The following is a 14,333-nucleotide window of genomic DNA, read 5'->3' as shown; positions in this document are numbered from 1 at the left end:
CTGGGCGGTGACGCGGGCCGGCAGCAGGGCGCAGCCGGCGCCCGCCAGGGCTGCCGCCGCGGCCGCCAGCAGGGGCCGGCGGCGCCATGGCCCGCCGGGGGGATGCGACATGGGGGTCCTCGGGGGGAGGGAGGGGTGACGGGATCCGGGCGCCGGCGGGCATGGCGCGGCCCGACCCCGCGGCCGGGCCGGCACCCAGCAGCGGGGCCTCAGGCGACCAGCGGCGCGCGCTCCATCGCGGCCCGCTGCCAGGCCTCGGCCGCATCCTCGTCGAACAATTCCGCCAGCTTCTTCATCATGGTGCCGCCAAGCTCCTCGGCGTCCACGATGGTCACCGCGCGCCGGTAGTAGCGCGTAACATCATGCCCGATGCCGATGGCAATCAGTTCCACGTCACCGCGGCCCTCGATGTCGCCGATCACCTTGCGCAGGTGGCGTTCCAGGTAGTTGCCGGGGTTCACGCTCAGCGTGCTGTCATCCACCGGCGCGCCGTCCGAGATCACCATCAGGATGCGCCGGTGCTCCGGCCGGGTGCGGATGCGCTTGTAGGCCCATTCCAGCGCCTCGCCGTCGATATTCTCCTTCAGCAGCCCCTCGCGCAGCATCAGGCCCAAGTTCTTGCGGGCACGCCGCCAGGGCGCGTCGGCGGCCTTGTAGACCACGTGCCGCAGGTCGTTCAGCCGGCCGGGATTGCGCGGCTTGCCTTCCTGCACCCAGCGTTCCCGGCTCTGGCCGCCCTTCCAGGCGCGGGTGGTGAAGCCGAGGATCTCGGTCTTCACCGCGCAGCGTTCGAGGGTACGCGCCAGGATGTCGGAGCACATGGCGGCGACGGTGATCGGCCGGCCGCGCATGGACCCGGAATTGTCGATCAGCAGCGTCACGACGGTGTCGCGGAAGTCGGCCTCGCGCTCGCGCTTGTAGCTCAGGGCCAGCAGCGGGTTGGCGACGATGCGGGCCAGCCGCGCCGCGTCCAGCGTCCCTTCCTCGAGGTCGAATTCCCAGGCGCGCTGCTGCTGCGCCAGCAGCCGGCGCTGCAGCCGGTTGGCGAGCTTGGAGACGACGCCCTGCAGGTGCGAGAGCTGCTGGTCGAGCTGCTGCCGCAGCCGGCCCAGCTCCTCGGGGTCGCAGAGGTCGTCCGCCTCCACCACCTCGTCGAAATTGGTGGTGAAGGGGTGGTAGCGGCTGGCGTCGTCGGTCTGCGGCACCTCGCGCCGCTGCTGCGGGCCGCCGGGCTTGTCGTCCCCCTCGGCGGCGGCGCCCTCCTCCTCGGACTCCTCCACCTCCTCGTCGGAGGCCTCGCCCTGCATCGTCTCGGGCTGAGCGCCCAGCATGCTTTCCTGGTCCTGGGCCTGGGCCTCGCCCTCCCCGGACTGGTCCTGCTGGCTGGACTGCTCGCCGCTCTCCTCGCCGTCCTCCTGGTCCTCGGCCTCGGCCTCCACCTCGGCCTCGGCCAGATCGAGGGCGGTCAGCAGCTTGCGGGCGGCGCGGGCGAAGGCGTCCTGGTCCTCGGTCGCCTCGGCCATCTCGGCCAGCGCGGTCTCGGCCTTCTCCCCCAGCGTGTCGCGCCAGAGGTCGAGCACGCGATGCGCCGCCTCCGGCGCCGGGTCGCCGCTGATGCGCTCCCGCGCCAGCAGGGACAGCGCCGCCGGCAGCGGCAGCTGGTCCTTGCGGGTCATGCGGTCATAGCCCTCGGTCTCGCACTGGTCGGCGAGGCGGGCGCGGAGATTGGCGGCGACGCCGGCCATGTGGCGGCTGCCCACGGCTTCCACGCGCACGTCTTCTAGCGCGTCGAAGACCTCCTTCGCCTCCCGCCTCGTCGGCAGGCGGGCGGAGTGGACCGCTTCCGAATGGTGCCGGATGCGCAGCGCGGCGGCATCGGCGGCGCCCCGCAGCTTGGCCATCTCGGCCGGCGGCAGCGCACGGGTCGGCAGGGGCAGGCGCACGCGCTTGCCGGCGACGCCGCCGGGGCCGGGCTGGAAGGCCACCTGCACCTCGGCATTCGCATGCGCGATGGCGCGCAGCGTGCCCGCGGTGGCACGCTTGAACTCTTCCTGGCGGGTCAGGTCCTGCTTGGACATGCTGTGGCCTCCGCTTCGCCCGGACCGCTTCGCGCTCGCCGCCGGCCCGATTCAGACTTCGCGCCTCGGCGCTCCGCGCCTGCGGGGCTGCGTCATCGGGACGGCCGCAGGCGGAGGGGCAGGGGCGATACGAGGGTGGATGGCGCATTCGCCCGAACACGCCATCCGCGCCGAACCCTTGCTGGAAGGGCAGATGCGCGCGGCCGGGCGTTCACGCCCCGCCGCGCCGCGCCCTACCCCGCCTTCTTTAGCAGCGTGCCGGTCGGCAGGTCCTCGTTGAAGCAGCGCTGGTAGTACTCGGCCACCGTGCCCCGCTCCGCCTCGTCGCACTTGTTCAGGAAGGTCAGGCGGAACGCGAAGCCGACATCGCCGAAGATGCGGGTGTTCTCCGCCCAGGTGATGACGGTGCGCGGCGACATGACCGTGCTGATGTCGCCAGCGATGAAGCCGGCGCGGGTCAGGTCGGCCAGCGCCACCATCGCCTCCACCCGCTTCTTCAGCTTGGCGTCGGACGCGTCGGCGCCCATCTTCGCCAGGACGATCGACGTCTCCTGCGCGTGCGGCAGGTAGTTCAGCGTGGCGACGATGGACCAGCGGTCCATCTGGCCCTGATTGATCTGCTGCGTGCCGTGATAGAGGCCGGTGGTGTCGCCGAGGCCGACGGTGTTCGCCGTGGCGAACAGCCGGAACATCGGGTGCGGCCGGATCACCTTGTTCTGGTCGAGCAGAGTCAGCTTGCCCTCGACCTCCAGCACCCGCTGGATGACGAACATCACGTCGGGCCGGCCGGCATCGTATTCGTCGAAGACCAGGGCGCAGGGATGCTGCAGGGCCCAGGGCAGGATGCCCTCGCGGAACTCGGTCACCTGCTTGCCGTCCTTCAGGACGATCGCATCCTTGCCGATCAGGTCGATGCGGCTGATGTGGCTGTCGAGGTTGACGCGGATGCAGGGCCAGTTCAGCCGCGCCGCCACCTGCTCGATATGGGTGGACTTGCCGGTGCCGTGGTAGCCCTGGATCATCACCCGCCGGTTGTTGGTGAAGCCAGCGAGGATGGCGAGCGTCGTCTCCCGGTCGAACCGGTAGGTCTCGTCCACCTCGGGCACATGCTCCGTGCGGGTGGAATAGGCCGGCACCTGCATGTCGATGTCGAGACCGAAGGCCTCGCGGGCGCTCACGGTGATATCGGGGGTGTTGATCGCCGAGGTCGGACGGATCTCGGCGAGTGTGGCGACCTTGGTCATCGGCATCCGCTCAGTGTTCTTGGTCGGGAGACTAGGGCAGGCTCGCGCGGCAGGCTACCCGGGTCCGGGCGAAATCCCAACCACCGTCCAGGGGTGGCCGGCATCGGCCGGGATCGGGCCGTCCCGGGCCCCGTCAGGGTGCGGCGCCGGCCGGCTCGGCCGGGGCGGCGCTGCGCCCGGCCCCGAGGCGCTGGCGCAGCAGGCTGTAGGCGCGGTTGACGTCCTTCAGGCGGTCCTCGGCGCCGCGGTCGCCGCCATTGACGTCCGGATGAAGCTGCTTGGCCAGTTCCTTGTACCGGGCGCGGAGCGCCGGCGGCTCCACCGGCCAGGCAAGCCCCAGAACGTCGAGGGCGGCGCGGAGTTCGGGCGGCGCCTCCCGCTTCTCCTCGGCCGGCCGGGTGCGCTTCGCGTGCAGCGGCGTGTCGCGCAGAATGCCCAGCGGGTCGCGCAGGAATTCCGGCGAGAAGCGGGTGGACCCGCCGAGCCGGCCCAGCGGCCAGGTCGGCCGCTGCCAGCCGCTGTCGTGCCGCAGGTTCGCCTCGATCTCGTTGGGATTCATGCCTTTGTAGTAGTCCCACGCGGCATTGTATTCGCGCACATGGGGCAAGCAGAACCACAGGTATTCGTTGAGGGCGGAGCGCGAGCGTGGCGCGCGGTATTCCCCGGCGGCGGTGCAGCCGGGCGCGTCGCAGGGCCGCTGCGGCCGGTCCGGATCAGGCTCGGGGCTGCGGCCGCGGCGAGGAGGCATTGAGGCTTTATGGGCGTGCCCCCAGGGGTGTGCAAGCATCGGCCGGGCCGGCGGCGCCTGCCGCGGCGATCACCGGCCGCGGCGCGCCGGCATGGCTTGCCCGTCGCGCGGAAACCGCAGAGATACCCCGCATGCAGACCCGCGCAGACCGCATCCGCCACACGCTCCTCGCCGCCTTCCCGCCGGCCCGCGTGGATGTCGAGGACGAAAGCCACCGCCATGCCGGCCATGCCGGCGCGCGACCGGGCGGGGAGACGCATTACAGCGTGCTGGTGGTCAGCCCGGCCTTCGCCGGGCAGACCCGCGTCGCCCGGTCCCGCGCCGTGCATGCGGCGCTGGAGGCGGAGTTCGGCGGCGGCCTGCACGCGCTGTCGCTGCGGCTGCTGACGCCGGAGGAAGCCGGCGGCGCCTGACCGGCCGCGCGGCGCCGGTGCGACCGCCGCCGTAGCACCTTCGCGTGCGGGCGGGCCGCGGGGCTTGAATTCCCCCCCTGCCCTGGCGCCCCCCGCCCCCCGCCGCTATGCACCCGGCCCGACGCAAGCAGGATCACTGGCCATGACCCCAGCCGAACTCGCTGCCGTGCAGGCTCATCTGCGCCGGCTGCTGGGCAACGACCGCATCACGCTCTCCACCCCGAAGCGCCGCAACGCCTCCGTCGAGCTGTTCGTCGGCAGCGAATTCGTCGGCACCGTCCACCGCGACGCCGAGGATGGCGAGGTCTCCTACTCGGTCCAGATCGTCGTGCTGGCCGAGGACCTGAACCAGCTCAACTGAACCGGGACGCGCCATGGCGCGTCATGCCCGCATGAGCGACAGCCCCAGCGAGCGCCCCGAGCAGCTCCGCCTCGACCCCGTGCTCTGCCCGCATTGCGACGAGGTCACCATGCCCAACCAGATGGCGGATGGCAGCGTCGTCTGCTCCTGCACCGCGGAACGGGCGCTGCCGCTGGACCTGCTGCGCGACGGCGCCGGCAATGGCGCGGCGGGCAGCCTGCCGCCGCCGGTGGACGCGATGGCGGGGCGGGCGGGCGCGCCTTCCCCTGGCCTGCCGCCGGGCGACAGCCAGGGGGCCGAGGCGCCGCGCCGCGGCGCGCTGCCGGCGGACCGCGGCCAGTTCGGCCGCGACATCGGGACCGAGGATTACGAACCGCTCCGGCCGCCGCCGCGCGAGGGCTGAGGCGACCCGCAACGCGGCTTGACGCCGCCCGGCATTGGAGAAGGGCCGAAGCGGCGCCGCGGCCGCCGCCGAACCCGACGGCGATGGGTCGGGCGAGGCAGGGCCGGCGCCCCGCCCTTCCCCGTCCCGCCCCCCAGGCGCCGGGCATGGGCCTCCGGCGCGGCGACCCCTGCGGCCCCGCCGACCCGGACCGGTCAGAGCTTCGGCAATTCCTCCACCGCCACGCCGGGCTGGGCCGGCGCGGGCAGGGTGCCGTCCGGCCCCGGCACCACTCGCACCAGCCAGTCCCGCAGGGCGCGGCGAAGCTGGAACTCGAACTCCACATTCAGGTCGTCCATGGCGTTGCGCAGCAGCGCCTCGGCAGCGCGCGGCCGCTCCGCCTCCCGCCCGCTGACCGCGCGGCGGGACTGCGCCTCGACGAAGCCCTGCCGCTCGCCGGCGGGGGAGAGGATCTCCAGCCGGCAGCCGACCAGGCAGGTCAGGCTGTCCCGTCCCTGCACCAGGGCGGCCTGGGTGACGGCGAAGCGTGCCTCCCCCGCCGTGCCCACCGCCAGCAGCCGGTCCTGGCCCATGATGCGCACCGCCTCGGCCGGGCTGGGCGCCAGCCGGGCGCCGATATCGCCCGCCTGGGGCGGCGGGCCGCCGGGCAGGACCTCCACCGCCGCGACATTCAGCGGCAGCGGGGTCAGGTGGCCGAAGCGCATCGGCCCGGGCGGCACGAAGGCCGGTTCCGGCCCGCCGCAGGCGCCGAGCACGAAGGGCGGCAAGGCCAGGGGCAGCAGCAGCGCGACGCGCCGGGACGGCATGGGGCGAGGCTCCCGCATCGGATCGATCCGGTCCATCTATGACTCAGGGTGTGTAGGGCAATCGAGCTCGCGAAGGAAAGCCCGTTGAAAACACGCGGGTTTTTCGGTTCCCGAGAGCGACGCAGGCATCCTTCCACGGCGTCTCAGGCACGGCCGGCGCCGCCCCTGACCTCGGTCCGGTCGAAGCGGAAGGCCAGGTTGCAGAACTCGCAGGTCATGGTGATCCGGCCATCCTCGGCCATGTGGTCGAGGTCGTCCTCCGGGAAGCCCTGCAACACGCCGGCGAGCCGGGCGCGGGAGCAGCGGCAGCCATAGGAGAGGCTGCGCGGCCGGTCGAGCGCCAGCCCCTCGGCATGGAACAGCCGGTGCAGCAGCGTGGCGGAGGGCAGGGCGTCGTCGAGCATCTCCGCATCGGTCAGGGTGTTGGCCAGGATGACGGCGGTGCGCCAGGCTTCCTCCTGCGCCTCGGCATCCAGGGTCGGGTCGATGCCGCCCTCGCCGGCCACCTTCTCCATGATGAAGGCGCTGGCGCGCCACCCGGCCGGGGTATGGCCGCAGGCCAGGCGGACATGGCTGCGCAACTGCTCGGAGGTGCGGAAGTAGTGGCCGGTCATCTCGGCCAGCGTCTCGCCCTCCATCGCCACGATGCCCTGGTAGCGGTCCATGTCCAGCCCCTGATCGCAGGTGAAGGCCAGGTAGCCGGCGCCGAGCAGCGCGCCCGCCTCCGGCATCGGCGTCTCGGCCAGCAGGGCCGCCAGCGCCTCGGACTCCGCCCTGGCATAGCCGCGCAGCGCGCCGGCCTCCGTGCAATCGGCCAGCAGCATTGGCACGGGGCCCTTGCCCTTGGCCTGGATGGAGAAGCTGCCTTGGAATTTCAGCGCGCTGGCCAGGCCGGCGGCGAGCGCCAGGGTCTGCCCGACCAGCCGCGTCACGGCCGGGTGGTAGTCGTGCCGGACCAGCAGCGCCTCGGCCAGCGGCCCGAGGCGGATGAGGCGGCCGCGCACCGGCTTGTCCTGCAGGTGGAAGGGCTGCACGCCGCGCGGCACGACGATGTCCGGCACGGGCGGCCGGTCATGCTGGAGGAAATCGGGGGTTTCGGAAGGCTGGGTGGGGTCTGGCAATGCGGTGGGTACCCTGAAGGGGGGCCTGGATGGTGAGGACGGCGAGATCACGAAGCGGCGTCACCCGGCGCGGCGTTCCCGCCGCGCCCGACCCGCTTCAGGTCCCGCCCTAGATAGGGGGCCGGGCGGCCCGCGGCCAATGCGGCGGCCGGCCCGGCGGCCGGCGTTCCGCCTCGCGTGCCGGCTTGCAACCGGACCGGCCGCTGCGTTGGCCGCGCGCGGCGGGAACGACCTCGACCCGGCGGAAACCGGGGCGGGACGCACGCGCCCTCCCCGTCGCCGGATCTGGGGCGGCGCGTTGCGCCAGTCCAGACCGAGCGAGCACAGCGCGGGAGCGTCGGGCAGCCTGGCGAGGGCACCCCGCCTGCCGCCATGGCGCACGGACGCACCCGGATGCCAGGCTCCGCCAGAGGCGCCCGCTTGGCGGACGGCGCCACCCTCCCGACCGGTGATGCCGGGGGCATGTCGCGCCGCGCGAATCCGCCCCGCGCCACCGTCGCCGGGCGGAGCCACCGTCCTGCACTGCCTGGCGCTCCGCGCCTGGTGCGGCACGGCAGGCCGGTTCGCCCTTCGGGCGATGCCCCGCGATCCGCCCAGGACCGCACGGGCGCCGCCGGCGGCCCGGGCCGCCCCTCAGGCCAGGACCAGCAGCAGCGCGGCCAATGCCGCCGGCGCAGTGAGGTTGGGGCTGTGGCTGGCATCCAGCGCGTGGAACCGCCAAGCCGGGTCATCGCGGAACCGGTCGGCGAATTGCCGGAAGACGTCCGGGCCCTCCTTCCGCGTGCAATGGACGTAGCTGCGGGGGACAGGCGGCGCCGCATGCCGCAGGCGCAGGGGCTGGGTGAAGCAGCGCACCGGGTGGTGCCGGCGGCGGGACGCTGCCCAGGCCAAGTCCTCCGGTGCGGTATCGGGTGCCGGGGGCAGCGGCGGCACCAGCCAGCCCGCCACGGGCGCAGCGGGGCCACCCGGACCGGCGAGGTCGGCCAGCGACTGGCCATCGGCCGGCACGAAGGCGTCGAGGTAGAGAAGGTGCCGCAGCCGCTCCGGCACCCGGTCGGCGACGCCGGTCGCCACCATGCCGCCATAGCTGTGTCCGACCAGGATCAGGTCGTGCAGGTCCTCGGCGGCGATGACGGCGAGGATGTCCTCGACATGGGTCTCCAGGTCCACCAGCGGGTGCGCGAGATGCGCCCGCTCGCCGAGGCCGGTATAGGTCGGCGTGAACATCTCGTGCCCTGCCTCGCGCATAAGCGGGCGCAGCTTCCGCCAGGCCCAGCCGCCGCCCCAGGCGCCGTGGCAGATCAGGAAGGTGGCCATTCGCGGCATGCTCCGGGCGATGCTGAGGCCCGGAGGGTAGAAGGCGGGCCGGCGGCTGGGCAAACCGGCGCCAGGCGCCGGCGTGGATGGCGTGGCGCCTTGGGTACAAGCTTCCGGGCCCGGCCGGAGCGACCCGCGCAGTCGGCCGACCGCGCCCAGCGATCGGCGCCATGGGGAGGGGGCGGGGTTCCCAGGCCGAGGGTCGCGCCCGCCTGCGGACCGCGCCGCGGGTTTCGAGCGGCCGCACCGGCCGGTCTGGGCCGGCATGCCCATCGCCTGGGGCTTTGCCGGTTCGCGCGTAGGACCGAATGCCGGGCCGATACCGGCTTCCGATCGCGGCGCGGCGCGATGCGGCGCGCCCCGGCCGGCGGCGTCATCCGCCGCAGCCCGCCTTCCGGGCGCGGCCGCGCCTTTGCCTCGCACGCAGCCGCCGCTTCATCCCGCGCGCAGCCGTCGCTTCATCCCGCGCGCAGCCGTCGCTTCATCCCGCGCGCAGCCGCGCGACGAACTGCGCCACGCCGGTGCGCAGCGCCTCGCCTTCCTGCGTCACGCTTCCGCCCGCGGCGCGCAGGCGGGAAAGGCTGGCCTCCGCCGCCGCCATATCGTCGCGCAACGCCGTCATCGCCGCCTGCGCATCCGCCGTGCCATGGGCCGCGGCGGCGGCACTGCCGGCGATGCCGCGCGTCGCCTCGCCCTGCGCGGTCACCGCATCCGCGATGGCGGCGGTCACTTCCTCCATCCGGCCCACGGCGCCGGCGATGCCATGCAGCGCACCCACGGCCTGGTCGGTCGCGCCGCGCATGGCGGCGATCTGCGCGCCGATCTCCTCGGTGGCCTTCGCGGTCTGCCCGGCCAGCGCCTTCACCTCGCTCGCCACCACGGCGAAGCCCTTGCCGGCCTCGCCCGCCCGCGCCGCCTCGATCGTCGCGTTGAGGGCCAGCAGGTTCGTCTGGCCGGCGATGTCGCTGATCAGCCGCACCACGTCGCCGATCCTCTGCGCGGCCTCCGCCAGGCCCGCCACGGTGGCGTCGGAGCTGCGGGCGGCCTGCACCGCCTCCGCCGCCACCCGCGCGCCCTCCCCGACCTGGCGCGCGATGGCCTCGACCGAGCCGGCAAGCTCCCCGGTCGCCGCCGCCATGGCCTGGACATGGCCGCCGACTTCCTCGACCCGCGCGGCGGCGGCCACCGAGCGCTGCGCCGCGCCGGCCGAGGCCGCGGCCACCGCATCGGTCGCGCCGCCCACGCCCTGCGCCGCCGCCGCCAGCCGATCCGATACCTGGCCGATCGCCTGCTCGATCTCGCCCGCGATGCGGCCGCGCGCCGCCTCCCGCTCCCGCTCCGCGGCGGCGCGGGCGGCGGCGGCCGCCGCTTCCTCGGCCTGCGCGGATCGGGTTGCGTCGCGCAGTCCGACCACCGCGCGGCCGATCCGGCCCAGCTCATCCACCCGGTCGGTGCAGGGAACGGCGATGTCGTGCCGCCCCTCGCCCAGCGCCTGCAGGGCCGTCGCCATCTCGCCCAGCGGCCGCAGCATCCGGCGCAGCGCCAGCCAGACCAGCAGCCCGATCACGGTCAGGACCGCAGCGCCCTGCAGCAGCGCCTGGCGGATCGCCACCGCCTCGGCCGCCGCCACCGTGGTCACCGGCAGGCCGGCGAAGAGGATGCCGACCTGCCGGCCGGACCCGTCGCGCACCGGTTCGTACACCGTGACATGCGGGGTGCCGAGGATCAGGTTCACGCCGCGAAAGGTCTCGCCGCGCCGCACCGCGTCCAGCGCCGGGCCGGCCGCGAGCGGCGTGCCGACGGCCCGGCCGCCATCCGGGCGCCGGATATTGGTCGCCACCCGCGTTTCCCCGGCGAAGATGGTGGCGACCGCGCCGGTGATGGCCAGCACCCTGTCGGGCAGGTCGTTCAGGTCGTTCAGGGCGACGTCGCCACGCAACAGGCGGTTGCCGTCCAGCCGCCAGGCCGCGCCCTTGTCCTCGGCCAGGCTCCGCAGCAGGCGCAGCGCGGTCTCCAGCCGCGCGGCGACGGCCGCTTCCTCCCGTTCCCGGAGGTTCTGCGCGGTGGTGATCCCGAAGCCGGCCGAGGCGAGGCCGAACAGCAGCAGCACGAGCGCGAGCACGCGGCCACGCAGGCTGAGCTGCGCAAGGGGGCGGAGGAAGGCGTGCAACGGGAACGCTCCTGGGATCGTTCCGCTTTCCTAGGCATACGCGCCTGAAGGGTGGGTAAATCCGGCCGCCCCTCAGTGCCGGACCAGGGACAGCACGATCTCGAGCGCGATCAGCACCACCACCACGATCTCCAGCAGTTCGGCCCGGCCGGAATGCGCCTCGTCGTACAGCGCCTGGTAGGTCTCCCGCACCGTCTGCAGCTTGCGGTCCACCGCCTGGGAGACCAGCGGCACCCGCAACAGTGCCAGGGCGGCGCCATAGACGCGGGCGAGGTAGACATCCTCCGTCACCTGCAGGGCATTGTCGGCGTGGTCCGTCAGCTCCGTGACCTCGGCGACCAGCCCGTGCAGCCGGCGGGCGAGCCTGGCATAGCGCCGCGCCGAAAGCAGCGCCGGGGCGCGGCGCGTCGCCTCGATCAGGTCGTAGATGCGCGGCAGCTCGGCATCCAGCAGCTCGTCGTAGAAGCGCATCTCCAGCAGCTGGGCATTCGCCATCTCCAGCACGTCGAGCACATCGGTCTCGGCCCTCGGTTCCAGGACGAAGGCGCGGTCCCAGGCCAGCACGACCAGATCGTCGGTGTACCAGGAGAAGCGCTGGCGCAGCAGTTCGGCGCGGGCGCCGGGGGCGAGCGGGCGCGTCTCCCCGGTCAGCAGCGGGATCAGGTCCACCTGCTCCAGCAGCGCCTCGGCGGTCAGCGGCGCCTCCAGCCGCTCGACCACCGCCAGCAGGTAGTCCTCCTCCAGATGCGTCTCCGCCGGCCGCTCGATCGCCGCCCGCAGCGGCATGCGGACGGCGTCCAGCAGGTCCCGCCACGGCCCGCCGGCGCCGGGGCCGACCGCCTGCTGCAGCCGGTTCACCCGGGCGGTGAACTCCGCCCAGGACAGATCCGATGCGGGCAGGGTGAGGGCGAGGGAGACGACGCCGAAATCATAGACGCGGGCGGTGACGGCGGCCTCGAACGCCTCCTCGCCCAGGCGCAGCGGCGCCGGCGGCAGGCGGAGGATGAGTGGCGGGTCGCCGAAGGACATAGCCTTGGGCGGCGTGCCGGTCAGGCCGCGGCGCTCGGCGGCGTTCGGGGCACGGGCGGCCCACAGCGCCTCGGCCCGCTTCAGGTCGATGGCATAGGCGATGTCGAAGAGCCGCAGCGCGGTCACATGGCCGGCGCGGACCAGCAGGTCGCGCCCGGCCTCGCGGGGTTGTGCGGCGGCCGGGGCCGCCGCCTCGCTCACCCCGCGCCCAGCGCCCAGAGCAGCACGCCCTTCTGCGCGTGCAGGCGGTTCTCCGCCTCGTCGAAGACCACGCTCTGCGGGCCGTCGATCACCTCGGCCGCCACCTCCTCCCCGCGATGGGCGGGCAGGCAGTGCTGGAAGATCGCATCCGGCGCGGCTTGGCGCATCAGCGCCTCCGTCACTTGGTAGGGCGCCAGCAGGTTGTGCCGGTTCGGCGCGCCGCTGTCGTCGGTCTCGTCGTTCATGCTCACCCAGGCATCGGTGACGACGCAGCGCGCGCCGCGCACCGCCTCCGCCGGGTCCTCGGTCAGCTCGATCGTCGCGCCCTGCGCCCTTGCCCAGTCCACCAGCGCCTGCGGCGGGCGCAGCGCCGCCGGCGTGGCGAGCCTGAGCGTGAAGCCGAAGCGCGCGGCGGCCTGGATGAAGCTCTGCGCCACGTTGTTGCCGTCGCCCACCCAGGCGACGACCTGGCCGGCGATCGGGCCGCGATGCTCCTCGAAGGTCAGGACATCGGCCATCAGCTGGCAGGGGTGGGAGATGTCGGTGAGGCCGTTGATCACCGGCACCGTCGCGTGCCGCGCCAGTTCGCGGATGCGGTTGACGTCATGCGTCCGCATCATGATCGCGTCGACATAGCGCGACAGCACCTTGGCGGTGTCGCTCATCTCTTCCCCGCGGGAGGACTGCATGTCCCGCGCCGAGAGCACGATCGGCTGGCCGCCAAGCTGGTGGATGCCGACCTCGAAGCTGACGCGGGTGCGGGTGCTGGGCTTCTCGAAGATCAGCGCCACGCTCTTGCCGGCCAGCGGCTTGCCCGGCATGGCGCCGCGCTTGGCCTGCGCCGCAAGGTCGAGCATGCGCCGCAGCGTCGGCCCTTCGAAATCCATCAATTCCAGGAAGTGCCGGGGGGGATCCTCCCCCCCGGCCTTCAGCGCGACGACCGCGCTCACTTTGCCGCTGCCTTCGCCGCCGACGGCGTGATGCGCAGCATGGTGCGGTCGAGCAGCCGCAGCGCCTCCTCCGCCTCCGCCTCGGTGATGATCAGCGGCGGGGCGAGGCGCAGCACGTTCATGCCGGCGGCCACGGTCAGCAGCCCCTCGGCCACCGCGGCATTCTGCGCCTCCCCGTTCGAGACCTCGGGGCGGAGCTTGATGCCGAGCAGCAGGCCGGCGCCCTGGACGCCGTCGATCACCGTGGGATGACGCTGCGCCAGGGCCAGCAGGCCGCGCCAGAGATGCCGCGCGACCTTGTCCACGCCGTCGAGGAAGCCGGGCGCCAGCACCACGTCCAGCACGGCATTGCCGGCGGCGCAGGCCAGCGGGTTGCCGCCATAGGTGCTGCCATGGGTGCCGGCCTTGAGGTACTGCGCCACCTTCTCCTTGGCCAGGATGGCGCCCAGCGGGAAGCCGCCGCCGATGCCCTTGGCCGAGGACATGACATCCGGCTCGATCCCGGCCCACTGATGGGCCCAGAGCTTGCCGGAGCGGCCCATGCCGGTCTGCACCTCATCGAGGGCCAGCAGCACGCCGAACTCGTCGCAGGCGGCGCGCACCTGGCGCAGGAAGTCGAGGCTGGCGGGGCGCACGCCGCCCTCCCCCTGCACCGGTTCCAGCATCACCGCCGCGGCGGTGCCGTCGATGGCGTCCCGCAGCGCGTTCATGTTGCCGAATGGGATATGCCTGAAGCCGGGCATGGGCGGGCCGAAGCCGGCCAGGTATTTCTCGTTGCCCGTCGCCGCCAGCGTCGCCAGCGTCCGGCCGTGGAAGGCGCCCTCGAAGCAGATGGTCACGTTCCGCTCGGGGTGGCCGTTCTCCGCATGGTATTTGCGGACGGCCTTGATCATCCCCTCATTCGCCTCGGCGCCCGAATTGCAGAAGAAGACGCTGTCGGCGAAGCAGGTCTCGACCAGCCGCGCCGCCAGCTTCTCCGCCTGCGGGATGCGGTAGAGGTTCGAGGTGTGCATCACCCTGGCCGCCTGCTCGGCGATGGCCTGCACCAGGTGCGGATGCGCATGGCCGAGGCTGGCGGTGGCAATGCCGGAGCCGAAATCGAGGAATCGTCGCCCATCGCCGGTCCACAGCCAAGCGCCCTCGCCCCGCTCGAAGGCGAGGTCGGCGCGGTTGTAGGTCGGCATCAGGGCGGGAATCACCGGTCTGGTCTCCAGACTTCCCCTGCGCCGGCGGGGATCGCGGGCGCTGCGGTTGGGGAAGCGACGGATTTGGCCGGAAACGCCCCGCCGCGTCAAAGGGGCAGCCATGACATTTCCGGCTCCTGCGACATGCGGCTCCGGCTCCTGCGACATGCGGCCGGGCGGGATGGCGGCGGGGCCGGATCGTCGGCAGGCGCTATCCCCCGGCGCGGGCCGCGCCGCGGCGGCACCGCTGCGCATGCCGCGCCGGCCGGTGCGGTCGCCGGTTCCGCCCGGCGGGATCGACCGGCACG

Annotated in this window: 13 protein-coding genes; 3 read left to right on the top strand and 10 right to left on the bottom strand. The window is 73.6% G+C overall.

The genetic code is table 11. From position 1 onward, the window contains the following. Positions 1-209 precede the first annotated feature (209 nt). From cobT to E2C05_RS20855, 3 genes are all read right to left on the bottom strand, one after another. Entirely contained in the window at positions 210-2,078 is a 1,869-nt protein-coding gene (gene cobT, locus E2C05_RS20865; protein WP_133221587.1) for a cobaltochelatase subunit CobT, read from the bottom strand. A 233-nt stretch (positions 2,079-2,311) separates the two neighbouring features. After that, a complete protein-coding gene (cobS, locus tag E2C05_RS20860) occupies positions 2,312-3,322 on the bottom strand; it encodes a cobaltochelatase subunit CobS (protein WP_133221586.1) in 1,011 nt (336 codons plus the stop codon). 133 nt (positions 3,323-3,455) lie between these two features. Continuing rightward, positions 3,456-4,070, bottom strand: coding sequence for a J domain-containing protein (locus E2C05_RS20855; protein WP_133221585.1), 615 nt, complete (start codon positions 4,068-4,070; stop codon positions 3,456-3,458). Between the two features lie 131 nt (positions 4,071-4,201). Between E2C05_RS20855 and E2C05_RS20850 the strand changes: the two genes are divergently transcribed. From E2C05_RS20850 to E2C05_RS20840, 3 genes are all read left to right on the top strand, one after another. Next, entirely contained in the window at positions 4,202-4,483 is a 282-nt protein-coding gene (locus tag E2C05_RS20850; protein WP_133221584.1) for a BolA family protein, read from the top strand. 142 nt (positions 4,484-4,625) lie between these two features. Continuing rightward, positions 4,626-4,844 carry a DUF3126 family protein gene (locus E2C05_RS20845; protein ID WP_133221583.1) on the top strand — a complete coding sequence of 73 codons (219 nt, stop codon included), beginning with the start codon at positions 4,626-4,628 and terminating at the stop codon, positions 4,842-4,844. A 31-nt stretch (positions 4,845-4,875) separates the two neighbouring features. Further along, entirely contained in the window at positions 4,876-5,247 is a 372-nt protein-coding gene (locus E2C05_RS20840; protein WP_133221582.1) for a hypothetical protein, read from the top strand. A 194-nt stretch (positions 5,248-5,441) separates the two neighbouring features. On the opposite strand, the gene E2C05_RS20835 is transcribed toward E2C05_RS20840, so the two are convergent. The 7 genes from E2C05_RS20835 to E2C05_RS20805 all read right to left on the bottom strand — a co-directional run bounded on the left by E2C05_RS20835 (position 5,442) and on the right by E2C05_RS20805 (position 14,040). After that, positions 5,442-6,053, bottom strand: coding sequence for a hypothetical protein (locus tag E2C05_RS20835; RefSeq protein WP_133221581.1), 612 nt, complete (start codon positions 6,051-6,053; stop codon positions 5,442-5,444). 143 nt (positions 6,054-6,196) lie between these two features. Then, the gene (gene hslO / locus E2C05_RS20830) at positions 6,197-7,174 is read right to left on the bottom strand and encodes an Hsp33 family molecular chaperone HslO (protein WP_133221580.1); all 978 of its coding nucleotides are present in this window, start codon (positions 7,172-7,174) and stop codon (positions 6,197-6,199) included. 633 nt (positions 7,175-7,807) lie between these two features. Then, the gene (locus tag E2C05_RS20825) at positions 7,808-8,491 is read right to left on the bottom strand and encodes an alpha/beta fold hydrolase (RefSeq protein WP_200306528.1); all 684 of its coding nucleotides are present in this window, start codon (positions 8,489-8,491) and stop codon (positions 7,808-7,810) included. A 481-nt stretch (positions 8,492-8,972) separates the two neighbouring features. Then, positions 8,973-10,661, bottom strand: coding sequence for a methyl-accepting chemotaxis protein (locus E2C05_RS20820; protein WP_133221578.1), 1,689 nt, complete (start codon positions 10,659-10,661; stop codon positions 8,973-8,975). A 72-nt stretch (positions 10,662-10,733) separates the two neighbouring features. Next, positions 10,734-11,891, bottom strand: a complete 1,158-nt coding sequence (locus E2C05_RS20815; RefSeq protein WP_200306485.1) for a hypothetical protein — start codon at positions 11,889-11,891, stop codon at positions 10,734-10,736. Continuing rightward, a complete protein-coding gene (gene argF, locus E2C05_RS20810; protein WP_133221577.1) occupies positions 11,888-12,841 on the bottom strand; it encodes an ornithine carbamoyltransferase in 954 nt (317 codons plus the stop codon). Before argF ends, E2C05_RS20815 begins: the two co-directional genes overlap by 4 nt. Beyond that, positions 12,838-14,040, bottom strand: a complete 1,203-nt coding sequence (locus E2C05_RS20805) for an aspartate aminotransferase family protein (protein ID WP_192912494.1) — start codon at positions 14,038-14,040, stop codon at positions 12,838-12,840. Before E2C05_RS20805 ends, argF begins: the two co-directional genes overlap by 4 nt. Between the last annotated feature and the right edge of the window lie 293 nt (positions 14,041-14,333).

This window comes from Paracraurococcus ruber (assembly GCF_004353985.1).
Lineage (GTDB): Bacteria > Pseudomonadota > Alphaproteobacteria > Acetobacterales > Acetobacteraceae > Paracraurococcus > Paracraurococcus ruber.
The sequence above is the reverse complement of the archived record's forward strand: the minus strand, read 5'-3'. Positions and strand labels throughout refer to the sequence as shown.

Bases quoted from the DNA above. Each gene is read 5' to 3' on its own strand.
- E2C05_RS20850 (WP_133221584.1), top strand. From the start codon at position 4,202: ATGCAGACCCGCGCAGACCGCATCCGCCACACGCTCCTCGCCGCCTTC.
- E2C05_RS20840 (WP_133221582.1), top strand. From the start codon at position 4,876: ATGAGCGACAGCCCCAGCGAGCGCCCCGAGCAGCTCCGCCTCGACCCC.
- E2C05_RS20855 (WP_133221585.1), bottom strand. From the start codon at position 4,070: ATGCCTCCTCGCCGCGGCCGCAGCCCCGAGCCTGATCCGGACCGGCCG.
- E2C05_RS20835 (WP_133221581.1), bottom strand. From the start codon at position 6,053: ATGCCGTCCCGGCGCGTCGCGCTGCTGCTGCCCCTGGCCTTGCCGCCC.
- cobS (WP_133221586.1), bottom strand. From the start codon at position 3,322: ATGACCAAGGTCGCCACACTCGCCGAGATCCGTCCGACCTCGGCGATC.
- E2C05_RS20825 (WP_200306528.1), bottom strand. From the start codon at position 8,491: ATGGCCACCTTCCTGATCTGCCACGGCGCCTGGGGCGGCGGCTGGGCC.
- cobT (WP_133221587.1), bottom strand. From the start codon at position 2,078: ATGTCCAAGCAGGACCTGACCCGCCAGGAAGAGTTCAAGCGTGCCACC.
- E2C05_RS20845 (WP_133221583.1), top strand. From the start codon at position 4,626: ATGACCCCAGCCGAACTCGCTGCCGTGCAGGCTCATCTGCGCCGGCTG.